The following is a 24,919-nucleotide window of genomic DNA, read 5'->3' as shown; positions in this document are numbered from 1 at the left end:
TGCTCCTTCTGCTTTGTGGTTCGCACGATTAGTTGGCAGAGCGCAGGGGCCCGCAACCTTGGTCACGAGCCCCTGTGCTCTGGGTACTGCGGATGCTATTTGGGTTCGATCACCAGCAGCAGATCGCCACCCTGTACCTGGCTGGTGCCATTCAGGGTTACCTGGCTGACCACGCCGCCCGCGTTGGCGGTGATGCCAGCTTCCATCTTCATTGCTTCAATGGTGGCTACGGACTGGCCGGCCTCGATCAGGTCGCCGACCTTGACGTTCACAGTCACCGCTCCCGCGAAGGGTGCAGCGACGTGGCCGTTGTTGTTCGGATCGGCCTTCGGCGCGGACTTCACGGTGGATTCTACCGATTCGTCGCGAACCTTGAGCTGGCGGGACTGGCCGTTGAGGTTGACCACGACGGTGCGCAGGCCCTTCTCATCGGCTTCCGATACCGATACCAGCCTGACCAGCAATCGAACACCCGTACCCAGCGAAATGACATGCTCGAAGCCGGGAACCAGGCCGTAGAGGTAGTCGCGGGTGTGCAGGACGGACAAATCGCCGTAGTTCTCCACCGACTTCTCGAAGTCACGGGTTGGGCCAGCGAAGAGCAACCGGTTCAGGGTACCGCGAATCGTGTCCGAATCCGCCTGCAGCGCTGCCAGGTCCTCTGCCGAGAGGTCCTCGACATGGGCCTTGACATTGCGTCCCTGCAGCGCCTTGGTGCGGAACGGTTCCGGCCAACCGCCTGGAGGGTTGCCCAGCTCGCCCGAGAGGAACTGGATGACCGAATCCGGGATGTCGTAGTTCTGCGGGTTCGCTTCGAAGTCCGCGGCTGGGACTCCGGAACCCACCAGCTGCAAGGCCAGGTCGCCGACGACCTTGGACGATGGAGTCACCTTGACCACATTGCCGAGCATGTCATTGACCGAGGCGTACATCGACTCGATGGCTTCGAAACGCTCGCCCAGGCCCAATGCAATGGCCTGCTGGCGCAGGTTCGAAAGCTGGCCGCCCGGAATCTCGTGCTGGTAGACACGGCCGGTTGGCGCTGGCAGTCCGGATTCGAATGGCTTGTACATGGCGCGCACTGCTTCCCAGTACGGTTCCAGCGACGCCACGGCATCCAGTGACAGGCCGGGATCACGCTCGGTGAACTCCAGCGCTGCGACCAGTGCAGAGGCCGATGGCTGCGAGGTGGTGCCCGCCATGGCCGCGCTGGCCACGTCGACGGCGTCCACACCGGCGTCGATGGCAGCCATCAACGTCGCCAGCTGCCCGCCGGAGGTGTCGTGGGTGTGCAGGTGCACCGGAAGATCGAAGCGTTCGCGCAGGGCCGTGACCAGCTTGGTTGCTGCCGCTGGGCGCAGCAGGCCGGCCATGTCCTTGATTGCGAGGATATGCGCGCCAGCGTCGACGATCTGCTGTGCCAGCTCCAGGTAGTAGTCCAGGGTGTACAGCGTCTCGTTGGCATCCAGCAGGTTGCCGGTGTAGCACAGGGCCACTTCGGCGACTGCGGTGCCGGTGTCGCGTACCGCCTTGATGGCCGGAGCCATCTGCGAAACATCGTTCAGCGCATCGAAGATGCGGAAGATGTCGATGCCGGCGGACGCGGCTTCCTTCACGAAAGCGTCGGTGACCTCGGTTGGGTATGGAGTGTAGCCCACGGTATTGCGGCCGCGCAGCAGCATCTGCAACGGGATGTTCGGCAGCTCCGCACGCAGCAGCTCCAGGCGCTTCCAGGGATCTTCGCCCAGGAATCGCAGGGACACATCGTAGGTGGCACCGCCCCAGACTTCCATGGAGAACAGCTGCGGGACGTTGTGCGCGTAGGCCGGTGCTGCCGCGAGCAGGTCGCGGGTGCGGACGCGGGTGGCCAGCAGCGACTGGTGCGCATCGCGGAAGGTGGTATCGGTGATGCCCACCGCCTTCGACTCGCGCAGGGCCTTGGCGAATCCTTCCGGACCGAGATCCAGCAGCTTCTGGCGCCAGCCATCGGCCGGCAAGGCGGACTTGGAGGGGCCATCGAATGGCGAACGCTCTGGCTCGTCGGTCTTGTCACCCGGGAAAGCAGGAAGCTTCTTGCGCGGGTCGATTCCCTCGACACGGCTGCCATTTGGCTGGTTCACCGTGACATGGGCCAGGAAGTTCAGCGCCTTGGTGCCGCGGTCCTGGGATTCATTGCCGGTGAGCAGATCCGGGCGGGAGTCGATGAAGTCGGTAGCGACATCACCGGCCAGGAACTGCGGATCACTGAGCACATTCTGGATGAACGGGATGTTGGTGGCCACACCGCGCACGCGGAACTCGGCCAGCGCACGGCGGGCGCGAGCCACAGCCGTCTGGTAGTCACGGCCACGACAAGTGAGCTTGACCAGCATCGAGTCGAAGTGCGGGGACACCTCGGCGCCGGTGTAGATTGTGCCGCCATCCAGGCGGACACCCGAGCCGCCGGCGGAGCGGTAGACGGTAATGGTTCCAACATCCGGACGGAAGCCATTGGCTGGATCTTCGGTGGTGATGCGGGACTGCAAGGCCCAGCCACGCACCTGGATGGTGTCCTGGCTGATCTCCAGATCCTTCAGCGACTCGCCAGCAGCGATGCGCATCTGCGCCTGCACCAGGTCGATGTCGGTAACCTCTTCGGTCACCGTGTGCTCAACCTGGATGCGCGGGTTCATTTCAATGAATACGTGCTGCCCGGCGCGGTCGCCCACGGTATCAACGAGGAATTCGACGGTGCCTGCGTTCTGGTAGCCCAGAGTCTGCGCGAACTTCACGGCGTCTCGGAACAGCGCCTGGCGAATCGATTCATCCAGATTCGGTGCTGGAGCGATTTCGACAACCTTCTGGTGGCGGCGCTGCAGCGAGCAGTCGCGCTCATGCAGGTGGACAATGTTGCCCTGCTCGTCGGCGAGGATCTGCACCTCGATGTGGCGCGGACGCAGCACTGCTTGTTCCAGGAAAACGGTGGGGTCCCCGAAGGCGGTGCCGGCTTCGCGCATTGCCGCGCCCATCAGCTCCGGCAGGTCTTCGCGCTTGTCGACACGGCGCATGCCGCGACCGCCGCCGCCGGCTACAGCCTTGACGAAGATCGGGAAGCCGATGCGATCGGCCTCGGCAATCAGGTAATCAACATCATCGCTTGGCTCGGAGGATTCCAGTACCGGAATGCCTGCCTCGCGAGCAGCCTTCAGCGCCGCTACCTTATTGCCGGCCAGTTCAAGCACGTCCGCCTTTGGACCGATGAACTTGATGCCTGCTGCTTCAGCAGCTCGTGCGAGGTCAGGATTTTCCGAGAGGAAGCCGTAGCCCGGGTAGATTGCATCCGCGCCGGCTTCTTTGGCAACGCGGATAATCTCGTCGATATCCAGGTAGGCGCGGACCGGATGGCCCTCTTCGCCGATCTGGTAGGCCTCTGCGGCCTTCTGGCGGTGGATCGAATTGCGATCCTCATGTGGGTAGACAGCAACGGTCTTTGCGCCCAGCTCGTAGCCGGCGCGGAAAGCGCGAATCGCAATCTCACCGCGGTTGGCGACCAAGATCTTTTCAAACATAGTGTCCCTACATCGAATCTGTACACGCTGGTTCAACGGCACAATCAGGACTGTTCCCCTCAGGTGCAGGCCCGCCATCCCAGCGTGTCGGGTCTCGAAAAGCAGCTAGCATTTGCCACTTCTGTGAAACACACTACACGGGGATTCTCCAGAACGTCCAAACATTTCGTCCTGTGGTCAGACCACATGAAATAATTGGATCTTTGAAGTTTTAATCACTAACTTGTGCCTAATGGCAAAAACTGACGTTGCAAAGTCGGAGAAACACGGCTCGGCACACTATGATGATGAGAGACTAAAAATTCGGTGGGACGTTTAAACTAACGAACAGTGAAAGGCGTGGTCTGGTCCGTGCACGTAGTGAGCATCAGCAGCCTCAAGGGTGGCGTAGGAAAAACCTCCGTGACACTCGGATTGGCTTCAGCAGCACTTGCCGCCGGCATTCCGACTCTCGTCATTGACCTGGATCCCCATGCGGATGCCAGCACTGGCCTTGGAGTCCGTGCTAATGGGAAGCAGCCAATTGGGCAAATGCTCAAGAACGCTCGTCGCGCCCGTCTGCAAGATCAGGTTGTCGCCAGCGCTTGGCAGTCCAAGGCAGCAGAGAAGAAATCCCGTACCCGCATTCCAGTGCTCGATGTTGCCGTTGGCGACGCATTCACCGGCATCTACGATCGACCAGATCTGCGGACCCGCGACCTACGCCGCCTCTCCCAGCTTCTGAGCCGCACCAGCGGTTACCAGTTGGTTCTCATCGACTGCCCGCCATCGCTGAACGGCTTGACCCGCATGGCATGGAGCGCGTCGGATCAGCTCGTGCTAGTGGCAGAACCCAGCTTGTTCTCCGTGGCCGGCACCGAGCGCACCCAGCGCGCATTGGAACTCTTCCGCCGTGAATTCGCTCCTTCCCTGGGACCGGTACGTGTTGTCGCCAACCGCGTCCGCAAGGACTCCGCGGAGCATACCTTCCGTTTGGGCGAAATGCGCCAGATGTTCGGCGACTCCATGGTCAAGCCCGAGATTCCCGAACACCCGGAATGGCAGCAGATCCAAGGTGCCGCGTACTCGGTGCACCAGTGGCCTTCCAAAGCTACCGCTCCGATGCTGGCGCAGTTCGACGCGTTGCTCAAGGAAGTCATGTCCGCAGCAGGCCCGAACAACACCTAGGCCCGGATACGGATAGCAGCTTAAGCAATTGACCGGATCTTCCTTCAAGGAAGATCCGGTCAATTGCTTAAGCTGCTGAATTATCTGCCGGCTCTAGCCGACGTTGCGCGCCGCCTTGGCAGCCCGACGGGCAGCCAATTCATCTTCTGGCAGGGTCTGCTGCACCGAGCTCTCTGAAGGCAGCTGGGCAAGGGAACCTTCCACCTCGCGCCAAACACGGCCTACGGCGATGCCGAATACGCCCTGGCCCTTCTGGACAAGGTCAATGACCTCGTCGGCGCTGGTGCATTCGTAGACCGAAGCTCCATCGCTCATCAACGTGATCTGGGCAAGGTCCTCAACGCCGCGTTCACGCAGGTGCAAAACGGCCGAACGGATCTGCTGCAGGGATACTCCGGTGTCCAGCAGCCGCTTGACAACCTTGAGCACGAGGATATCCCGGAATGAATAAAGGCGGTGGCTGCCGGATCCCTTGGCTCCGCGCACTGCCGGCTCAACCAGGCCAGTACGTGCCCAGTAGTCGAGTTGGCGGTAGGTGATGCCGGCTGCCTTGCACACAATTGGACCGCGGTAGCCGGCATGTTCATCCAGCTCAGGCAGGTCATCGGTGAAGAGCAATCCCTGGGTGCTGGATTGCTTGTTGCCACCGTCGACCCCATAGTGAGGCCCAGTCTGGCGAGACTCCATCCAATTGCTCCTTGCGTGTCAGCACGTTCCTAAACGAGTATCCAGGGACCGAATGAGAACCGCGCAGATGCGAGTGATGACCATCAAAAAACAGCTCTTTTTAAATGTCCCTATGCAAAGACGGTACGGCGATAACGACTAATGGTCAAAGACCTTCAAGCTTAACTTTAAGGCGTGTCGCGCAGGCTTGGGGAATTACCCAATTCAAGGCCAATATTCCACTGAAACCAAACGCGCGATATCTACGAAGAAAAATCTTCTGGATCAATATTGTCCAAGAATTCACGGAATTCGCGCAACTGCTCTTCGGGTGCCTCTCCGCCGCCAGTTTCATTCTCGATGGCCACGCCAGCTTCTTCCAGGACGTGCTCGGCGCACATGATCGGGCACTGGGCGCGCACGGCAAGGGCGACGGCATCCGAGGAACGGGAATCTACGCGTTTGCCGTTGGAAAGGACAAGCTCCGCGACGAACACGGCATTGTTTACCGAGACTATTTCGATCCGCTCAAGCTTCACGTCCATGCTTTCAATGACGCTGAGCAGCAGATCATGGGTCATCGGCCGAGGCGGAGTGAGCCCTTGTTCAGACATTGCGATGGCCGAGGCTTCGGGCGCACCTATCCACAGCGGAAGGTAGAGATTACGCTCAGGGTATTTGAGCAGCAACAGCGGCTGATTCGCCGGCAGTTGAATACGGATTCCGGCAAACTCCAGTTCCAGCATGCTAGCCCCTTAGAGTTGTTGTTGCCTGTTCGAATTCAGCCTAGCGATCCAGTTGGGAAATAGCACGTTGCACCAGGGCCTCGTGAATTTCCAGGCACTGGCGCGAGATTTCCTGGGCCTCTTCCGCAGCGCGGGCACGAGCGGAGACTTCAGGCTTCTTCAGTTCGTTGCCGACAATCGATTCAATCAGCGAGAACTCGCGATCAGCTGCGGTACGGAACTGCCGCAGGTGGCGAGGTTCAACGCCATGGCCCGCCAGCTGAACGGCCGATTTGGTGACCTTGATGCTGTTGGCGTCGAACAGGCCAGCAACGGGTTCGATCAAGCCGAACTTTATCAATTCGCCAACGAGCTCCTCGCTGGCACCGGTCAGCCCCTGCAGTTCAGCCAAGGACACCGAACGGGTTTTGCGCTCCACGGCCTCAGCCATGTCATCGTTGACCGCCTGTGGCGCCACCGGGGCTCCCCCAGGCAATGCTGCTGGCGCTTCACCCCGATCCACCGAGTCGAGATGGTCCTTGATAACCTTCAACGGCAGGTACTGGTCGCGCTGAACCGAAAGGATGAAACGCAAGCGGCTCACATCCGACGCGGAGTACTTTCGATATCCAGCGGAGGTGCGTTGCGGGATGATCAGTCCCTTGTCTTCCAGGAAGCGGATCTTGGACGCAGTGACACGTGGGAACTCATCCTTGAGTTCCGAGAGCACCTCGCCGATATTCAGCGCGGCCTGCCGGGCGGTCTCGTGGCGTTGAGCCTCGAGACGTGGGCTGCGGGCTGCGTCAAAGATCGGCAAAGGGTCTACACCTCGGATGTATGGATATGTCGGCGTGCCAGACGCCGGCGGACAAAACCTCGAACTCTACTAGTTTAAAGGTTCGGAACGCTTTGGTAGAAATTCAGGCGGAATTTGCCGATCTGAACCTGAACACCAGTGCTCAACGGGATCTCGTCGATACGGTCGCCGTTGATGTAGGTACCATTCAGCGATCCGATGTCGCTGAGCGTGAACCGCGCGTCCGTTCGGGAGAACTTGGCATGCCGACGCGAAACGGTCACATCGTCCAGGAAGATATCCGCGTTTGGATGGCGGCCTGCGATGCTCTCGTCGGTGTCCAGCAAGAAGCGTGCGCCCTTGTTTGGTCCGGAATGGGCAATCAGCAGCGCAGAACCAGCTGGCAGGGCGTCAACTGCGTTTTTCTCATCCTCACTCAGGGTGTAGATGACCGAAGGTTCAGCACCCTTGTGCACCGCAGGAAGAGCGATATTGGTCGTCTCAGAGGCAGACTCGTTGTGCGGGTCAACCGGCCGATGTTCCGACATTATGGGGTCCTCCAGAAAATTCTGTTAACAGTTCGTGCGTGACGACCTTGAGTTCTGTGTTGGCACAGTCAGTAATACCAAACTATTTACAGATTAGCCTACTCACTGCCCAACTGATAACAGAAAAGTACATATTTTCCGCTGCAAGGGATTGCCAGTGTGGCAAGATGCCAAGAGAGACGATGATGCCTTGGCAGCGCCTGCACTTCGATCCTTTCCCACAGATGGAGGCGATGCAAGGATAAATCAGGAACTTTCAGGTGAATCATGACGAAGATACTTCTCAAACGCGCGTATACCGCGCCCAGCGTCGAGGACGGCTACAGGATCCTGGTTGACAGGCTCTGGCCGCGCGGGAAGAGCAAGGCTGCCCTTCAGCTGGATCACTGGGCCAAGGCCTTGGCACCGAGCACCGGGCTTCGCAAAGGTTGGGATCACGATGCCGACCGCTTTGGCGAATTTGCGCAGCACTATCGCGCCGAGCTAGATCAGAACCCCGCTGTCGATGGCTTCCTGGAAGTACTGGACCAGCATCCCGTGGTCACTTTGGTCTACGGAGCAAAAAATGAGCAGGCTAATCATGCTGTGGTGTTGCGTGACTATCTGCTCGATCAGCTCTCTGGTCCGTAGGCGGCACGAAGCACACGCCGTCGGCACACACCATATCCGAATCGACCACCTGCTGAAGGTCAAAGCTGAATTCCTGGCTCACCGTGGCACCTTTCATCGAAGTCCTGTCCCTTGGTGGTTCAACCACGTTGCGACAAAGAATATTCCGCACTTCCACGCGACGCCCTGCGCAGGGAAACCGATGGCACCGCGAGATACTCGCGGTGCCATCGGTGATATGTGGAGCGAGGGCGCTACTAGTTCTGCTCCAGCAGGATCGGCTCGAAGAAACGGGCCAGCTCGTTGGCCGCATCCAATGGCAGGATGCTGGCAACATACATATCCGGACGGACGATCACGATCGCGCCATCGCGGGAGATCTGGCGCTCCTCGAAGATGTCCGAGCCGTCCAATGCGGTGTAGACCTTCTCGTAATCCATCAGGCCGAATACGCCGGTGTCCGGACGGAACACCTTCGGCGCGTCATTCACGTTCATCGTGGTGTAGTCCTGCTGGTAGACCACCTTGACATCGAACAGCGCGTCGGCGTCGGCACCCTTCGGCGTGAAGCGAACCAGTGGCGAGCGCTCATTCTCCAGCAGCCAACTCGACAAGGCGGCAATTTTCTGGGACTCTCCCACCGGCTGCTGATCAGCAAAGACGTAGATGCGGTAGCGGCCGTCGGCACGATGGTGGTGGCCCAGGTGCGTTGGGTTGGCATCGGCCAAGCGCATGACTTCCGAAGAGCGGAAGCGCTTGCCCACGGGGAATCCGGCGGCCAGCTCCTGGTGCTCCTTGCCGGCGACCAGCGCAGATGCCGCGTACTCGGTCATGAAGCCGGCAGGGAATTCGGCCGTGCGTACATAGAACTCGGCAACGCCTTCTTGGCCTTCAAGCTCCTTCGCAGTAGCAGCCATGATGGAGGACCACTTCTTGTCGAAGTCGATCAGGTCCTTGGCGATCACCTTGCGCTCGTCCGAGTAGGTGCGCAGCAGGCTTTCCGGAGCTTGGCCCGAGAGCACATAGCCGATCTTCCAGGCCAGGTTGAACCCGTCCTGCATGGAGACGTTCATGCCTTGGCCGGCCTTGGCCGAGTGGGTGTGGCAGGCGTCGCCGGTAATGAACACGCGCGGCTCACGGGTCCCGATCTCTTCAACCGGCACATCATCGAAGCGGTCAGCCAGCCGGTGGCCTACTTCGTAGACGCTGTGCCACGCGACGTCCTTGACCTCGAGGGTATAGGGATTCAAAATCGCCTTGGCACGCTCGATGATTTCTTCCAGCGGAGTCTCGCGGACCTTGCCGTTATCCCCTTCCGGAACTTCACCCAGGTCGACGTAGAGGCGGAAGAGCTGCCCGCCTTCGCGCGGAATCAGCAGGATCGAACCAGCCTTGGAATGGATGGCGCACTTGGTGCGCACATCCGGGAAGTTGGTCAGGCCCAGGGTGTCCATGACGCCCCAAGCGTGATTGGCCTTGTCACCGGAGAGCTTCGCGCCGATCGAGCGGCGGACATTGCTTCTGGCCCCATCGGAACCGACCACGTACTTGGCACGCACTACACGCTCAATGCCGTCATTGCTCTCGCCGCAGCCGATCAGGGTGACCTTCACCGGGTACTCTTCGCCGTCTTCAACGACCAGTTCCTTGCAGTCCCACCCGTAGTCCGGGACGGTGCGAGCTGGGGAGTTCGCCGCGAAATCAGCGAAATAGTCGATAACGCGCGCCTGGTTGACCACGAGGTGCGGGAATTCGCTGACGCCGGTTGGATCATCGGCGGTGCGGTCGGTGCGGATGATCTGATCCGGGTTCTGCGGATCAGGGTTCCAGAAGGTGGTTTCCTTGATGATGTAGGCCTCGGCGGTGATGCGCTCGGCAAAACCGAAAGCCTGGAACGTCTCCACCGTGCGTGACTGGATCCCGTCGGCCTGGCCGATTTCCAGGCGGCCGGGCCGTCGGTCGATGATGCGGGTGTGCACATCAGGGAACTGGGAAAGCTGGGCGGCGGTGATGATGCCTGCGGGACCGGCACCGACGATCAGCACATCCATGACATCGGGCATCTCCATGGGACGGTTTATGCCCACGCCAGCCGCTGGCTGCACCCGTGGATCGGCTGAAATGTATCCGTTGTGGTGAAACTGCACCGTTTCATCCCCCATTTCCCTGTGATGACCTCAGTCAATAAATATTATGTTCGATATTAGAACTGCATGATCTTTTATCGCACACTAATCATATACAATCTGTGAGCTCAGGCACAAGTTCATGCACGCTGCGCCGGCCACCCCTAAGCCGCAGATGGGCAGAAGCCCCGGCGCAATAACCTCGCGCCGGGGCCCATCACTGATGCCAGCTGCTACCGATGCTCCCACTCGGGTCCGGCATACTCCAGCATCTGCTCTTCATTAAGTTGCGAACGCCCATAGGCTCCGTGCACCGCGTTGAACTTCCCGCCAATCTCCAAGTCGCGCGAGGACGAGATATCTCCGACCAGCCACGGCTTCCATTTGGTGGCCGACAGATAGGGGCGGATGATGCTGGCCGTGGCAGCGCAGTCCGCGGCAAATGGCAGGATCGCCGGTGGTTCCCGATCCGCTCCCTCGCGAATGAACGCAGTGGCCAAGTTCGAAAACGCCTTGGCATGCCCTGCACCGTGCGGCAGCAATGAAGCCACGAATTGGCCTGCCGAGCCTTCGGCCGGCGAGCGCGGAATAATGCCCGCTGGTGTCACGTCCAAGGGGTTCGAAACATCGAGCAGTACCTTGCCTGCCAGCCTGGAGCCCAGCTCGGCCAGGACCTTGCGTTGCGGCTGGTCCCAGAGCGTGGCCAAGACTACGACCTCTTGGCCTTCCACAGCTGAGGCCAGGTCAGCGGCCACCTGCACCTGCGCGTCTACCGCGGCCTGTCGAATCTTTTGCGCAGCTGCCTCCGCCTTGGCGGCATTGTGGTGGTAGATCACGACGCTTACCCCGTGGGAGGCGAAGAGTTCTGCGATGGCGGTTCCGTGCCGCCCCGGTCCGATCAGTGCTATTGAAGCCATGTTCATGCCTTTCTTGAGCGGCAGCTAGGCCGCGTCGCCGCTGTTGGCGAGGTAGGGGTTATCGCTCATTTCCAAGACGAGTTTTCCGCGTGAATGCTTGGCATCCATCTGGCGATGGGCCTTCACGACATCGTTGAATTCGAGGGTGTTCACCTGCAGTTGCAAGCCGCCATCCCGATAGCTGCGCACCAGCTCTGCGAACCGTTGCGCGCTGGCTCGGACGCTCACCAGTGGCAGGCCATGGGATTGCCAGGTCTCGGGAACCAGCGTGATGCACTGCGCTCCACCGCTTGCCAGTTCACGGGCCAGGTCGCCGGCTTCCATGCTTCCGGCTAAATCGATGGACGCGGCAATTGCCCGGCCTCCCGCGGCCTGGGCCACGCGCTCGCTGAGGCCCGGTCCGTAAACGACAGGAAGAACCCCTAGCTGACGCAGATATTCCTGGTTGCCTGTTCCGGCGGTACCAATGACGACCAGGCCTTGATGCATGGCGAGCTGAACCAGCATGCTTCCTACGCCACCTGCCGCTGCGTGCACCAGAATCACATCTCCTGGTTGCAGCTCCAGTGCGGCAAGGGCTGTCAGGGAGGTCTGACCCGCACCACTGAGTCCGCCAGCCACGGCCCACGGCAGTTCCTTGGGCTTAGCCGCCAGCTTGTCCCCCGAGGTGAGAACCAGATCGGCGTCGGCGCCGACGGCACCCCAGCCCACCACCTCATCCCCCGCAGCCCAACCCGGGTCTTTCGACTCATGGACAATTCCGGAGAATTCGGTGCCAAAGACCAGAGGCACCTGGCCGCCGAAATTGCCGGCCCGGCGACGGGCATCCACGGGGTTTTGGCCCGCGGCACGTACCGCCACGCGGACCTCGCCCGCAGCCAGTGGCTGCACTGGATGATTTTCGATACTGATGACTTCCGGGGCGCCGAACTGCCTGGCCACAGCAACACGATAATGCTGCTTCATGGTTTTCCTTCCTTCGTTGCTTTACAAGTGCTTTCCGCAAGTATATCTGTAATAACAGATATATTTGCAAGGATAATCCCGCTAGCCCGGATCCATTGGGCCAGCGGGATGCGGTGAGGCTATCCGGAATAGGGCTGCGAGGTGACACTTTCATGACGGGAGAGCCGGCGCGCGAAGTCCAGCAGTACCGGGACCTCGGCATCCCCGATCAGCGGGTCGAATTCCTTTGCCAGCGATTCAATGTGCGCGGCTCGGGCTCGGCTTATGAGATCAAGACCCGCTTCGGTCAGCGTCACCACGACCATGCGCGCATCCTGGGAATCACGGTCCCGGCGCACCAGGTGGAGTTGCTCAAGCCTGCTGATCAGATGGGACCCCGAGCCGGAACTGTAGAGCAGCTGATTGGAAAGCTGAGTGGCTGGCAAGCGGTTCGCCTTCGCCTCCCAGAGGTACAGCAGCGCCTCGAATTGCGCACTGTTCAACCCGAAATCCCTCTTGAGCTCAACCGATAGCCGCAGCATCATCGAGCGCTGCCCGTAGAGCAGGCCGCGCCAGATCTCCTGCCGATCGTTCAATTCCGTCTTCATGGATGCCTCCCGGGAATAGGATCAAAGTATCTGTAGTTACAGTAATTGATTCTAGTACACGGATGAAAGGCATGGAACCTAAATGACCACCAACGACAGCAAACTGGGCACCAAACAGCCGGCATTGAGCGCGCACCGCGTGGTGATCCTCGGCGGAACCGGCCGGGTCGGCGAGGGCATCGTCCGTTCCTGGCTGGCCGCCGGTGCCGAAGTCATCATTCCTACCCGCACCGAAAACCGCGACAAGGAACTGCTGGCCCGTCTCGAGAACATCGACACCGCGAATCTGGAATTGGTCGTGGGCGAGTACACCAGTTTCACCGCAGCAACCGACATGGCCCAGCGCATCACCGGCGAATTCGGGGACGTTACCGATGTGATCGCTGCTATCGGCGGCTGGTGGCAGGGAAAGCCGCTGTGGGAAGTCACCGAATCGGAATGGCAGCGCTTCAACCTCGATCTGTCCACCGCCCATGTCGCAAATGTGCGTGCCTGGCTCCCCCTGCTGGCGCCTGCAGGCAGCTACCATCTGGTCCTTGGCGGGAGCGCTACGACCCCGGTTCCCGGTGCATCGATCATCAACATGGAACAAGCGGGACTCTTGATGATGCATCGGGTGCTCAGCGCCGAAGCCGGAACCCAGCGCCGCGTCTTCGCCCACGAGCTCGGACCAGTGGCAACCCGCGAACGCCCATGGGTTGATCCGCAGTGGATCACCAACGAAGAACTCGGCTCGATCACCGCGGCCCTGGCCGCCCGGCCCGAGCGCCCCTCGGCGCACTACACGCTTCGCACCACGCAGGCCGCAGCGCAGCTGATGAAGGAACTGGCAGCATGAACACCAACCGCCTAGCACGATCGCACGACCTGGTGCTGCCCGACGGCTGGCCCGGACTTCCGGGCACGCTGGCCGCACGCGCGATCACCGAGCATCGGGCAGGCTATGCCATGGAACGGTCCAGCTACATGTCTGTTGGCGCACCGGCCCTGATCATCAAGGCCCGGAGCGAACAGGACGTGCAGGAAACGGTGCTCTATGCAGCGCGGCTCCGAGAGCAATCGGGAACCCGCGTTGAATTCAGCATCCTTTCAGGGGGCCACGGCATCGCAGGCACCTCGACGAATACCGGGGGCATCATCCTGGATCTTTCCGCCCTGCGGCACTTCGAAATGCTCGATCCGCAACTTGGCCTGGTCCGGGTGGGCGCCGGAGCCACGTGGGGACAAATTGCCGGACAGCTAGCCGCCGAAGACCTGGTCATCAGCAGCGGCAACTTTGGCGACACCGGCGTCGGCGGCCTGGCCACGGCTGGCGGCATCGGCTACTTCGCCCGTTCGCAGGGACTGACGCTGGACTCCATGGTGCGGGCCAAATTGGTCACCGCCGACGGAACGATCCGCTGGGTAGACACTGATCATGAGCCCGAATTGTTCTGGGCCGTGCGCGGAGGTGCGACCCATGCCGGAGTAGTCACGGCCTTCGAGTTCACGGCCACCGATCTGCGAACTGCCGCCGGTGACGCCAGCATCATCCACCAGCAACTGACCTACCTGACCGATTCGCTGCCGCAATTCACCGCTGATTGGGGCCAGTGGGTGCGCCAGTCGCCTGACGAGCTGGAAAGCTTCCTGATGGTGCAGGCATTGGGCGATGGACAGCACGCAATTCAGGCGCGCAATGTCTGGGCTGGCGATGGCCAGGACCAGGCAGCACCGGTCTTGCGCGAGGCCCTGGGCCTGGCCCAACTTCACGATTCGCGCACCGAGCTAGTGCCTTATCCGCTGATCGTGCCAGCCCCGAATTCGCCGCATGCCGGTCAGCAGCGCATCAAAATGCGTGATGTCCTGGTCGATCAGGCGGATGAGCAGTTGGGCGCTGCCATGGCGCAGTCATTGGCCCATCGGGCCAGCCTGGTCGGCGAATTGCGGGCCTTGGGCGGTGCCGTAGCCCGGGTTCCGGCCCAAGCCACCGCCTGGGGGTCGCGGCATCAAGAAGTGCTGGCAGCTACCTGGATCCACCCGTTGGGCATCGCCGAGCAGGACCAGTCGTTCGCTGCCCTGCAGGTTCTGGGCACCGGCGCGTACGGCGCCTACTCTTCGGACGTTCGCCGTTCGGCTGCCGAGCTCGCCTGGCCTGGGCAGACCGGAACCCGGCTGCGTGCCCTGTCCGAGAGAACTGACCCGCAGCACCTGTTTGATGGCGGACTGAACTTGAGACGCCAGAACTCCAGCGCTACCTGATCAGCTCGGCGCGTCCTGCTTCCACCCCGAGCCGATGCACCACCGAATACTCGCGCATTTTCTGCTGCCAGCGCCGGTCGTGGCTGACCGTGACCACGGTGCCCGGATATTCCGCCAGCGCTGACTCCAGCTGCTCCACCAAAGCCGGTGAGAGATGGTTCGTCGGCTCGTCCAGGAACAGCATCTGCGCTTTGGTGCTGACCGCAATAGCCAGTTCCAGGCGGCGGCGCTGGCCTACCGAAAGCGCCATGGGGTGCCGCAGGAAATCCTGCGGCGCAAACAGGCCCAGCTGGGCCAGGGACGCACCGGCGTCCTGGACATACTGGCCGGTGGCCGCGGCGAAGGCTTCAATCAGGGTGCTGCCAGAAAAAATTCCGACTTCCTGGCGGAGCCAACCGCAGTGCAAGTTGGCAGCGCGCTCGATCTTCCCCTCGGTGCATTCCAGTTCTCCGGCGAGCATTTTGAGCAATGTGGATTTGCCAGCACCATTGGGGCCGGTGACCAGCCAGCGCTCGCCGAGCTTGATGTCGAAGCGTGGCGTGGACAGTTTCGGATCCGAGCCGCGCCGGGCGTTCATCACCTGCAGCAGGGTTTCGCCACCAGCCTGGTCCTGGGTGCTGCCGGGCATCAAGAAGGACGGCTCAGCAGCCGGCTCGGGTGCCCGGTGGGTTTCGAGGTCTTCGATTCGGGATTTTGCCTGGCGGATCTTGGAGGTCGACCCATGGCTGGAATCGCGGGCCCGGAAATTTCCATGTCCGAAACTGGATTTCTCCTGCTTGCGCGGAATGGCGCTGACGCGTGAAGCATACTTATCAACCAAGTTCTGTGAACGCTCAAGCTCCTGCACCCAATTTTCGTAGGCGACGCGGATCGCGATGCGCTCCTGCTCCTTGGCATGCAGATAACCGTCATAGCCATTGCCGTAATGCGCGATCGACCCGTCGGCAACCTCCACGATGGATCGGGCAAAACGCTTGAGGAACATCCGGTCATGGCTGATCAGCACCAGCGCGCCGCGATGCTTATCCAGGGTGCGCTCCAGCCAGTTCATGGCTGCCTCGTCCAGGTCGTTCGTTGGTTCATCGAGCAGGAGCAATTGCGCACCCGAACACAGGACACAGGCCAGCGACAGCCGGGATCGCTGCCCACCGGAAAGTTGGGACACAAGGCGCTGGCGATCCAGATCTCCTAGGCCCAGCTGCTCCAAGGCGCTATCCAGGCGCGGAGCCAGCGAATAGCCGTCGGCCGCCTCATACAGGTCGGTAACCTGCTGCAGCTGCTTCATCAAACGTTCGGCGACAGGTTCTGGAGCATCTTCGAGCTTGGCCGAGACGACGCGCATCAAGCCTTCCAGTTCACGGAAGCGCCGATGATAGGAATCGATCACCTGTTGCACGCTCATGTTCGCAGCGAAGCTCGGGTTCTGCGCAGCGTAGGCAACGGCACCGGGCGCGTTCATCTTCCGCTGCCCGTGGTCGGGTTCGAGATTCCCTGCAATCACGCGCATCAGCGTGGATTTTCCCGAACCGTTATCGCCAAGTACTGCGATGCGGTCGGTACCGGAAATTGCAAGGTCGATGCCGGTCAGCACATCCCGTTCGCCGAAACTGACTGCGATGCCTTGCAATGAGCATACGTAGTCCGGTTCGGTTTCGCGCTCATGCTGGGAAGACTGGTGGATATTTTGGGACTGGGTCATGGGAGTTTCCTGCCTAGCACCGGTTCGCCGAGTAATCAGGGCCGGTGCGGTGCTGGTGGTTGGCGGGCACCACAAAGGTGCAATGAAGATGGCGTCAGCGGAGCGAAGCTCGACACTGGTTACCGCCTAGAAGAAATGGACTCCATGAATTAACGTTCCCACCATTCAAGGCTAAGCCCAAGCCATCACAACAGGCAAGGTTTTGCGCACTACAGCTCGATGATGCCCTCAATCAGGACGTTCGCGGCCCCGCCAACCCAAAACTGGCCGTCGGCCAAGTCCAGATGCACATGCCCATCGCGTCCGACTTTCGCACCCTGCCGGTTGACCAGTGGCGCGGTGGCGTGCCCGGCGGCCATCAGCCATTGCGTGGCCGCTCCATTCAGGCTTCCGGTGACCGGATCCTCGCGCAAGCCCCCGTTTTCGATGGCCAGAGCTCGGACTTCGAATTTTTCCGGTGCCGACGACTGCGGCAGTGCGCCGAAGACCCCGATTTTCCAGCGTCCTGGCCTATTGGGGATCCGCGGTGCGATGTCCAAAACCTGCTGCGAGTTTTCCAGCAGCACTGCGGCCCACCCCGGCCCGTTGTCCGTCCACTGCGAATCCACAATCTGCTCGGGCTCAATGCCCAGGATCTGGATCATTTCCTTCATTTCGTGCGGCGCAATTGCACCGGTTCGAACAGCCGGCGGCGAAGCAAAGGAAAGCGTTTCACCTTCGATCCTGATCGGCACCAAACCAGCTTCGCACTCGACGACCAGCTGCTTCGGATCCTGCGGCACTCCCCCGGCATGCAGCCAGGCACGCGCTGTGCCCAAGGCAGGGTGGCCGGCAAATGGAAATTCGCGTTCGCGCGCAAAGATGCGGAAACGGTAATCGGCCCGCTCATCGCTGGCCGGCAGTACGTAGGTGACCTCGGAGAGATTGGACCAGAGCGAGTAGTCCTGCATCGACTCGGTATCCAGGCCCTGCCCGTCGAGCACCACGCCTAGCGGGTTGCCCTTGTACGGGGTGGCGCTGAAGACATCGACCTGCTGGAATCTGCGTTGCATTGGACCATCTTCCGGATCTTCGCAGTGGGTGTGGAATTCTGGGGAGGCACGGCAAAACCCCGCCGAGAGAAACTCTCGACGGGGTTTTGCGATTGGATCGTCGGGCTAACAAGATTTGAACTTGCGACCTCCTCACCCCCAGTGAGGCGCGCTACCAAGCTGCGCCATAGCCCGATGCCCTCGCAGCCGTTATCCCCAAGTCGTGAGAACCAAGGGTGCCGTCTGCGAAAAGCTCCTTTATTAGCCTACACCAAGTGAAGGGCTAAATTCGAAATTTAGCGATTGCGTCCGCGGCGTTCGCGGATTCGCATCGAAACCTCGATGGGGCTTCCTTCGAAACCGAAGGTTTCGCGCAGCCGCCGGGTGATGAAGCGGCGGTAGCCTGGATCCAGGAAGCCGGTGGTGAACAGCACGAAGCGCGGCGGACGGGCCGAAGCCTGGGTGCCGAACAGGATGCGTGGCTGCTTGCCGCCGCGCACCGGGTGCGGGTGGGCTGCGACAAGTTCACCCAGGAAGGCGTTCAGCTTGCCCGTTGGAATGCGCTTGTCCCAGGATTCCAGCGCGGTATTCAGTGCGGGAACGAGCTTGTCCTTGTGCCAGCCGGTCTTCGCCGAGATGTTCACGCGCGGTGCCCACTCGATATGGGCAAGGTCGCGCTCGATCTCCTGGTCCAGGTAGTAGCGGCGGTCCTCATCCACCTCATCCCACTTGTTGTAGACGATGACCATCGCGCGGCCGGCTTCGATGGCCAGCTGGATGATGCGCACGTCCTGCTCGGAGATGGTTTCATTGGCAGCCAGCAGGATGACGGCGACTTCGGCCTTCTCCAGCGCGGTCTGGGTACGCAGCGACGCGTAGTAGTCCGAGCCGACGGCCATGTGCTGGCGGCGGCGGATACCGGCGGTATCCACGAAGCGCCAGACTTCGCCGCCCAGCTCGACAAGTTCGTCCACGGGATCGCGGGTGGTGCCGGCCAGATCGTCGACAACCACGCGCTCGGAGCCGGCCACCTTGTTCAGCAGCGAGGACTTGCCCACATTCGGACGGCCGATCAGCGCAATGCGGCGCGGACCGCCCGATGGGATCATGCCGCCGAAAGCCGAATGGGCCGGCATTTTCTCCATGACAGCGTCCAGCAGGTCGGCGGTGCCGCGGCCGTGCAGGGCCGAGACTGGCCATGGCTGGCCGAATCCCAGTCCCCACAGCGCGGCGGCTTCGGCTTCCTGGTTGAAGTCGTCGACCTTGTTGGCCACTAGGAAGACCGGCTTGCCCTTCTTGCGCAGCATCTTCACCACAGCCTCGTCGGTTGCGGTCGCGCCCACGTGGGAGTCGACCACGAAGAGGATGGCGTCAGCGACGTCGGCGGCGATTTCGGCCTGGTCGGCAACCGAGGCGTGGATGCCCTTGGCATCGTGCTCCCAGCCACCGGTATCGACGATGGTGAATGGGCGTCCCACCCACTCGGCGGAATAGGACACGCGGTCGCGGGTGACGCCCGGGGTATCCTCGACTACCGCTTCGCGGCGGCCCAGGATGCGGTTGACCAAGGTGGACTTGCCGACGTTAGGTCGTCCGATAACAGCCAGAACCGGCGGAATGACAACGTCTTCATCATCGTCATCGAAGCTATCCAGGCCTGCAAGCAGGGCGGAGTCCTCTTCGTCCAGTTCGTAGTCTTCCAGTCCGCTGAGCAGGGCTTGGGCGCGAACCGCGGCCTCTTCCTCGCTCAGTTCGGCCAGGCGCTCGGCGATATCGTCGTCTCCAACGGGGATGTATTCCTCGTCGTGGGTGGAGTTGTTCTCGCTCATGATTTTCCCTTCACAGCGATCGTAATCTTCATCGGCTCTCGCCGAGGATGGGCACCAGCTTTAGGCTAGTTTTTCGTTGCAGTGCCGACTGCGTCAAGCACTGCGTCGATGGTCTGCTCGAAATCCAGGTCCGAGGAGTCTACGGTCATGACTCCGTCGGCGGCCTGGGTGAAGTTCACCACGGTGGAGTCCTTCGCATCGCGCGCCAGCACCTGGGTAGCCAGCTGCGACTCGTTCTGCGTTCCGCCCAGCTGCAGGCCGCGACGGCGCAGGCGGGCTTCTTTCGATGCGGTCAGCAGGATGCGCGCATCGGCATCCGGGGCGACCACGGTGGTGATGTCGCGGCCTTCGGCCACGATGCGGGTGTTGGCCGCAATGATTTCCTGCTGGCGGCGGACCAGTTCGGCACGCGCGTCCAGGTTGGTGGCAACGGCGGAAACCTGCTCGGAGATGCGTGGTTCGCGGATTGCCGCGGTCACGTCCACACCGCCGATTTCAACCAGTTCAGCATCAGGATCGACCGAGATGGACAGCTTGGCATCGCGCACGGCCTGGGCAATGGCCCCGGCGTTGGACAGATCGGTGCCATCGGCGAGCACCGAGTAGGTGATCGCACGGTACATGGCACCGGTGTCCAGGTAGGCTGCGCCCAGCTTGCGGGCGACGGCCTTGGAGACCGAGGACTTGCCCGAGCCGCTAGGGCCGTCGATGGCAATAACAAGCTTGTCGTTGTTCAAGGTGCTCACTGGGCTACCTTCCATCCGTTCTTGGTCAATACATCTATCAATTCATCGCGCCGGCCGGGCACGACCGAAACATCCACCATGCCGACCTGATGGCCTGCGGAGTGCTCCATGCGCAAATCCTCGATGTTAATCTGCGCGTCGCCGATTTCGGTCAGCAGCTGGGCGATCTGCCCCGGCCGGTCATCGATCACGACGGTGACCAACGCGAACGCCTGCGGCGGTGCACCGTGCTTGCCCGGAATCCGGGCCTTGCCGGCGTTGCCCTCGGTCATCAGCTGCGAGAGGTCCAGCAGCGCGCCGGGGCCCTGCGGGTTCTGCAGCGTGCTGATCAGCCGGTCCAGATCTTCCTTCATCCCGGTCAGGATCGGCACCAGTGCGGCGGCATTGTGCGAGAAGATCTGGATCCAGAGCTTCTCGTCGCTGGCCGCGATGCGCGTGGTGTCGCGCAGCCCGTTGCCCGCCAAGGCCAGCTGGTGGCTTTCGGCGTTCAGCAGGCGCGAGGCGATCATCGAGCTGGCCGCTTGCGGGAAGTGGCTGATCAGCGCGACGGACTCATCGTGCTCGACCACGCTCATCCGGTACATGGTCGCACCCAGGTCGATGGCCAGGGATTCGGCGGCCTTGACCCGCGAAGCCTGCGCTCCTTCATGGGCGCAGATGACCCACGGCATGGAGGTGAACAATTCGCCACGGGCCGCGGCCGGTCCGGACTTCTCCCGGCCCGCCATCGGGTGCGTCCCCACATAGCGGGACGTCTCGGCCTCACCCAGCCGCTCGTCCGCCAGCACGCCGGCCAGGATCGAGCCCTTGACACTGGCGATGTCCACCACGGCCGCGTTCGGATAGGCCAGCAGCGCGTCGCCCACCAGGGCGGAGGTGACATCCGGTGGAGCACCGATCACGACCAGTTCCGGGGCGATCTGCTGGTGCTCCAGCAGCACCCCGGCGCCAATGTCCTGGGCTACTCCGGCAGCGGTTGGCGAAATATCCGACAGGTAGACGTGCACGCCCTTGGCGCGCAGGCCCAATCCCACCGAGGTGCCCAGCAAGCCGGTGCCGATGACCAGCACCGGGCCTGCAAGGTGAGAAGACGCCATGGGCTACATCCCCACCATGGCCATGAGGTGCCCGACTTCCTGGTTGCCCAGGGAGCGGATGGTGCCCTGCTTCTGGTCGCCCAGCAGCACCGGACCCACGGCAACGCGCACCAGGCGCTGGACCGGGTGGCCTACGGCGTCGAACATGCGGCGCACGATGCGGTTGCGGCCCGAGTGCAGGGTCACCTCGACCATCACGTGCTTCGGGGTGGTGGCGATGATCTTCAGGTCATCGACCTTGATCCAGCCATCTTCGAGCTTGATTCCCTCGCGCAGCTGGTTGCTCACCGCACGCGGCAGCGGACCGGGGATCTGCACCAGGTAGGTCTTGGGGACTTCGTACTTCGGGTGCTGCAGGCGGTTGGCCAGCTCGCCGTCGTTGGTCAGGATCAAGACGCCTTCGGTCTTGTAGTCCAGTCGGCCAACGTGGAACAAGCGCAGCGAGTGGTGCTCGTTCTTGAAGTAGTCGGCGATGGTGCGGCGGCCCTCCGGGTCATCCATGGTGCACATCACGTGCTTCGGCTTGTTGAAGACGAAGTAGCGGTTTGCCTGGTTCATCTGGATGCGCATGCCATCGACGTGGATGCGGTCCTTGGCTGGATCCACGCGCGAACCCAGCTCGACGACCAGGTTGCCGTTGACCTCGACGCGGCCTTCGAGGATCATCTCCTCGCAGACGCGGCGCGAGGCCACCCCGGCGTTGGCCATGGCCTTCTGCAGGCGGATGCCGTCCTGCTGCTCGCCGTTGATCTCGCGAGCTGCCTGGCTTTCGGCACGAGCCTGGGCGCGGGCGCGCTGGGTCGGGCGCGCATAGTTGGTCGGCACGGAGTTGCCGAAGCGTTCCTTGCCGAAAGCACGCTCGGAGTTCTTGCGCGGTGCTGCGGTGTTGCGCTTGGCCGAATTCGACTTTTCCCCTGGCTTGCCCGAGGCGGACTTGCCATACGGCTTCTCGCCGAATGGCTTCTCGCCGAAGGACTTGCCACCGGTGCGGCCTGCACCGCCTGGCTTGCCGTAGGCCTTGCCGCCGGACTTGCCGCGGCCGCCTGCTGGCTTGCCGCCGAAGTTTGAATTGTTGCCGCGATCGTTGCGGCCTGAGGATGGTCCCCTGCTCATGCTTGCCTGTGTCCCTTGCTGTTACGTGTTCGCTGCGCGAGCCCGCCAGTCTTGGGGCTTCACGCGTGGTTGGTCCGTTGTAGCTGCCGGCTGGCAGCTACCTAGTCGTCGTAGGTTGCCGAATCGAGCGATTCGAGGTCGGCCACCCCGGGAAGATACGGGGACAGCGCAGGCAACTCATCAAGCGAGCCCAGTCCCAGTCGTTCCAGGAAGTATTCAGTGGTTTGGTACAGCGTCGCTCCGCCATCCCCAACTTCCGGATACTCCGTGATCAATCCGCGGGTGAGCAGCGTGCGCACCACTGAATCGACGTTGACACCTCGAATCGCCGAAATACGTCCACGCGAGACCGGCTGTCGGTAAGCGATGACAGCCAGGGTTTCTAGGGCGGCCTGTGACAGGCGTGCTGTCTGCCCGTCGAGCACATAACTGGAGACGAAATCGGCGTAATCGGCCCGCGAATAGAAGCGCCACCCGGAGGCGACGCGACGCAGTTCAAATCCGCGCGGGCGATCCTTACTATCATACTCGGTAGCAAGGGTCTCCAAAGCGGCGGCAACCCTGGCGGTGGGGACTTCGAAGATTTCGGCCAAACGCGCCGAAGATACGGGGATATCGGCGACCATCAGCACCGCTTCAAGGCCCGATTCCAGGCCTCCTGGCAGCTGGTCAATGGGTGCAATCTCACTCATGATCCACCTCACCAGCACTCCCCTCGTAGTCGTCTTGCACGGCCTGCGCATCGAAACTGGACTCCTGGACCAGCGAGATCAGCAGCGGGCCGAGCGGATCTTCCTGCGCAAAGCTAATGGCTTTCTGCCTGAACATCTCCAACAATGCCAGAAAACGCACGACCACCACCAGCTGCGCATCCGCGTCTGCCACCAGCTCGGTGAATGCCAGCGTGCCGCGGGCTTCGAGCAGGGCGGTGATCGCATCTGCTTCCTCGGCAATGGTGACGTTCGCCCCGTGCAGGTGCCCGATGCCGACCTCTGTTTCCGGTTCCGGCTTCGGCGCCAGCGCCTTGGCCGCCATCGCGGCCAAGGCGTCCGGCCCGATGCTGAACACCAGTTCCGGCAGCAGGGCCGCGAACTGCGGTTCCAGCGAGACTTCGCGGGGATGGCGCGCTCCCTCGATTCCGTAGCGTTCGCCCAAGAACTCGGCGGCCTGCTTGAAGGCCTTGTACTGCAGCAGCCGCGCGAAAAGCAGGTCGCGGGCTTCGAGCAGCTCGAAGTCCTCCTCATCGGCCATTTCGCCGCGCGGCAGCAAGCGGGCCGCCTTCAAATCCAGCAGCGTGGAGGCGACCACGAGGAATTCGGTGGTTTCATCGAGCACCTTCATCCCGTCGCTCCCCTCGGCGGCACTGGTGGCTTGCAGCTCGCGCAGGTAGGCGATGAATTCGTCGGTGACCTCTGCCAACGCGACCTCGGTAATATCCAGCTCGCGTTTGGTAATCAGGTGCAGCAGCACATCGAAGGGCCCGTTGAAATTCTGCAGGGCAAGGCGAAAACCGCCAGCCGATTCCTGCTCAGCTCCTGCTGGCGTGGTGGAATCGGTGGCGGCTTCTTCGCTGAGCGTGGCGCTCATTACGGGGCACCACCACGCCAAATCAGTTCGCGGGCGAGGTTGCGGTAGGCCTCAGCGCCCGGGTGGTTGGCGGCGTAGGAAGTAATCGGTTCGGCGGCCACGTTCGCGTCGGCGAACTTGATGGTGCGCTTGATGACGGTCTCGAAGAGCTTGTCGCCGAAGGCCTCATCCAGCCGGGTGATGACCTCGCGGCTGTGCAGGGTGCGGGCGTCGTACATGGTGGCCACCACGCCGTCCAACTCCAGCACTTGGTTCAGCCGGTCCTTGACCTTGTCGATGGTTTCCATCAGCAATGCCACCGCACGCAGCGCAAAGAACTCTGCGGTCAGCGGGATGATCACGCCATGGGCGGCGGTGAGCGCGTTGATGGTCAGCAGGCCCAGCGATGGCTGGCAGTCGATGAGCACCACATCGTAGTCGTCGATGACATTGCGCAGCGCACGTTCCAGCACCTGCTCGCGGGCGACCTCGTTGACCAGCTGCACCTCGGCTGCGGACAAATCGATGTTAGCTGGCAGCAGATCGATGTTCTCGACGTCGGTCTTCACGATGGCGTCGGTGATCTTCACCTTGCGGTCCATCAGCACGTTGTAGACGGTGATGTCCATTTCATGCGGGTTGGTTCCGAAGCCGGCAGACAGCGCGCCCTGCGGGTCGAAGTCCACCAGCAGCACCTTGCGGCCGTACTCGGCGAGCGCGGCGGCGAGATTGATGGTGGAGGTGGTCTTGCCGACGCCGCCCTTCTGGTTCACCATGGCGATCACGCGTGCCGGGCCGTGCGATGGCAACGGTGCTGGCACGGGGAAATCTGTCAATGGCTTGCCAGTAGGACCCACTGGGCGAGGCTCCTTGAGCATCCCCGCTCCGCGGTGCTTGTTTCCCTGTTCCTCGCTCACGATGGGTAAACCACACTTCCCGTTC

22 protein-coding genes and 1 tRNA gene are annotated in these 24,919 nt (G+C 61.8%); 4 read left to right on the top strand and 19 right to left on the bottom strand.

The features are described from left to right. Positions 1 to 95: 95 nt before the first annotated feature. Positions 96 to 3,548: a pyruvate carboxylase gene (locus ACIQTS_RS14905; RefSeq protein ID WP_400290639.1), complete on the bottom strand. Its 3,453-nt coding sequence runs from the start codon at positions 3,546 to 3,548 to the stop codon at positions 96 to 98. A gap of 351 nt (positions 3,549 to 3,899) precedes the next feature. Between ACIQTS_RS14905 and ACIQTS_RS14900 the strand changes: the two genes are divergently transcribed. Further along, complete coding sequence (locus ACIQTS_RS14900) at positions 3,900 to 4,715, top strand: ParA family protein (RefSeq protein ID WP_105659072.1); 816 nt, start codon at positions 3,900 to 3,902, stop codon at positions 4,713 to 4,715. 93 nt (positions 4,716 to 4,808) lie between these two features. On the opposite strand, the gene ACIQTS_RS14895 is transcribed toward ACIQTS_RS14900, so the two are convergent. The 4 genes from ACIQTS_RS14895 to ACIQTS_RS14880 all read right to left on the bottom strand — a co-directional run bounded on the left by ACIQTS_RS14895 (position 4,809) and on the right by ACIQTS_RS14880 (position 7,450). Further along, complete coding sequence (locus ACIQTS_RS14895; RefSeq protein ID WP_105659060.1) at positions 4,809 to 5,402, bottom strand: MerR family transcriptional regulator; 594 nt, start codon at positions 5,400 to 5,402, stop codon at positions 4,809 to 4,811. A 242-nt stretch (positions 5,403 to 5,644) separates the two neighbouring features. Continuing rightward, on the bottom strand, positions 5,645 to 6,127 hold the full coding sequence (locus ACIQTS_RS14890; protein WP_400290637.1) for a bifunctional nuclease family protein: 483 nt from the start codon (positions 6,125 to 6,127) through the stop codon (positions 5,645 to 5,647). A gap of 40 nt (positions 6,128 to 6,167) precedes the next feature. Further along, positions 6,168 to 6,923, bottom strand: a complete 756-nt coding sequence (locus ACIQTS_RS14885) for a MerR family transcriptional regulator (protein WP_402473774.1) — start codon at positions 6,921 to 6,923, stop codon at positions 6,168 to 6,170. Between the two features lie 74 nt (positions 6,924 to 6,997). Further along, on the bottom strand, positions 6,998 to 7,450 hold the full coding sequence (locus ACIQTS_RS14880) for an FHA domain-containing protein (RefSeq protein ID WP_400290633.1): 453 nt from the start codon (positions 7,448 to 7,450) through the stop codon (positions 6,998 to 7,000). Between the two features lie 267 nt (positions 7,451 to 7,717). Between ACIQTS_RS14880 and ACIQTS_RS14875 the strand changes: the two genes are divergently transcribed. Continuing rightward, the gene (locus ACIQTS_RS14875; RefSeq protein ID WP_133834491.1) at positions 7,718 to 8,080 is read left to right on the top strand and encodes a DUF488 domain-containing protein; all 363 of its coding nucleotides are present in this window, start codon (positions 7,718 to 7,720) and stop codon (positions 8,078 to 8,080) included. A 236-nt stretch (positions 8,081 to 8,316) separates the two neighbouring features. Here ACIQTS_RS14875 and ACIQTS_RS14870 read toward each other — a convergent pair whose 3' ends face one another. The 4 genes from ACIQTS_RS14870 to ACIQTS_RS14855 all read right to left on the bottom strand — a co-directional run bounded on the left by ACIQTS_RS14870 (position 8,317) and on the right by ACIQTS_RS14855 (position 12,655). Beyond that, complete coding sequence (locus ACIQTS_RS14870; protein WP_400290631.1) at positions 8,317 to 10,206, bottom strand: FAD-binding monooxygenase; 1,890 nt, start codon at positions 10,204 to 10,206, stop codon at positions 8,317 to 8,319. Positions 10,207 to 10,418: 212 nt separating this feature from the next. Next, a complete protein-coding gene (locus ACIQTS_RS14865; protein ID WP_400290629.1) occupies positions 10,419 to 11,102 on the bottom strand; it encodes an NADPH-dependent F420 reductase in 684 nt (227 codons plus the stop codon). A 24-nt stretch (positions 11,103 to 11,126) separates the two neighbouring features. Beyond that, positions 11,127 to 12,068, bottom strand: a complete 942-nt coding sequence (locus ACIQTS_RS14860; protein ID WP_400290627.1) for an NADP-dependent oxidoreductase — start codon at positions 12,066 to 12,068, stop codon at positions 11,127 to 11,129. A 119-nt stretch (positions 12,069 to 12,187) separates the two neighbouring features. Continuing rightward, entirely contained in the window at positions 12,188 to 12,655 is a 468-nt protein-coding gene (locus ACIQTS_RS14855; RefSeq protein ID WP_400290625.1) for a MarR family winged helix-turn-helix transcriptional regulator, read from the bottom strand. Between the two features lie 82 nt (positions 12,656 to 12,737). Here ACIQTS_RS14855 and ACIQTS_RS14850 point away from each other — a divergent pair, with 82 nt between their 5' ends. Together ACIQTS_RS14850 and ACIQTS_RS14845 are read left to right on the top strand one after the other, a co-directional pair. After that, a complete protein-coding gene (locus ACIQTS_RS14850; protein ID WP_402473773.1) occupies positions 12,738 to 13,493 on the top strand; it encodes an SDR family oxidoreductase in 756 nt (251 codons plus the stop codon). Further along, entirely contained in the window at positions 13,490 to 14,896 is a 1,407-nt protein-coding gene (locus ACIQTS_RS14845) for an FAD-dependent oxidoreductase (protein WP_402473772.1), read from the top strand. Before ACIQTS_RS14850 ends, ACIQTS_RS14845 begins: the two co-directional genes overlap by 4 nt. On the opposite strand, the gene abc-f is transcribed toward ACIQTS_RS14845, so the two are convergent. From abc-f to ACIQTS_RS14795, 10 genes are all read right to left on the bottom strand, one after another. Next, complete coding sequence (abc-f, locus tag ACIQTS_RS14840; RefSeq protein WP_402473771.1) at positions 14,889 to 16,595, bottom strand: ribosomal protection-like ABC-F family protein; 1,707 nt, start codon at positions 16,593 to 16,595, stop codon at positions 14,889 to 14,891. The genes ACIQTS_RS14845 and abc-f overlap by 8 nt on opposite strands. A gap of 209 nt (positions 16,596 to 16,804) precedes the next feature. Further along, entirely contained in the window at positions 16,805 to 17,647 is an 843-nt protein-coding gene (locus tag ACIQTS_RS14835; protein WP_402473770.1) for a PhzF family phenazine biosynthesis protein, read from the bottom strand. 100 nt (positions 17,648 to 17,747) lie between these two features. Continuing rightward, positions 17,748 to 17,821 (bottom strand) — tRNA-Pro (locus ACIQTS_RS14830). Positions 17,822 to 17,922: 101 nt separating this feature from the next. Beyond that, entirely contained in the window at positions 17,923 to 19,455 is a 1,533-nt protein-coding gene (der, locus tag ACIQTS_RS14825; protein WP_105659051.1) for a ribosome biogenesis GTPase Der, read from the bottom strand. A 65-nt stretch (positions 19,456 to 19,520) separates the two neighbouring features. Next, positions 19,521 to 20,216: a (d)CMP kinase gene (gene cmk / locus ACIQTS_RS14820; protein WP_402473769.1), complete on the bottom strand. Its 696-nt coding sequence runs from the start codon at positions 20,214 to 20,216 to the stop codon at positions 19,521 to 19,523. Then, positions 20,198 to 21,298 carry a prephenate dehydrogenase gene (locus ACIQTS_RS14815; protein ID WP_332487314.1) on the bottom strand — a complete coding sequence of 367 codons (1,101 nt, stop codon included), beginning with the start codon at positions 21,296 to 21,298 and terminating at the stop codon, positions 20,198 to 20,200. Before ACIQTS_RS14815 ends, cmk begins: the two co-directional genes overlap by 19 nt. A 3-nt stretch (positions 21,299 to 21,301) precedes the next feature. Continuing rightward, the gene (locus ACIQTS_RS14810) at positions 21,302 to 22,411 is read right to left on the bottom strand and encodes a pseudouridine synthase (RefSeq protein ID WP_332502657.1); all 1,110 of its coding nucleotides are present in this window, start codon (positions 22,409 to 22,411) and stop codon (positions 21,302 to 21,304) included. 101 nt (positions 22,412 to 22,512) lie between these two features. After that, positions 22,513 to 23,103, bottom strand: coding sequence for an SMC-Scp complex subunit ScpB (scpB, locus tag ACIQTS_RS14805; protein ID WP_105659047.1), 591 nt, complete (start codon positions 23,101 to 23,103; stop codon positions 22,513 to 22,515). Continuing rightward, entirely contained in the window at positions 23,096 to 23,998 is a 903-nt protein-coding gene (locus ACIQTS_RS14800) for a ScpA family protein (RefSeq protein ID WP_332487318.1), read from the bottom strand. Before ACIQTS_RS14800 ends, scpB begins: the two co-directional genes overlap by 8 nt. Further along, on the bottom strand, positions 23,998 to 24,894 hold the full coding sequence (locus ACIQTS_RS14795; RefSeq protein ID WP_013348536.1) for a ParA family protein: 897 nt from the start codon (positions 24,892 to 24,894) through the stop codon (positions 23,998 to 24,000). The genes ACIQTS_RS14800 and ACIQTS_RS14795 overlap by 1 nt, the downstream gene beginning before the upstream one ends. Between the last annotated feature and the right edge of the window lie 25 nt (positions 24,895 to 24,919).

The sequence above is a fragment of the Glutamicibacter sp. NPDC090743 genome (assembly GCF_044769125.1).
GTDB lineage: Bacteria > Actinomycetota > Actinomycetes > Actinomycetales > Micrococcaceae > Glutamicibacter.
Note: the sequence above shows the minus strand (reverse complement) of the source record. Positions and strands in the feature narration are given on the sequence as shown.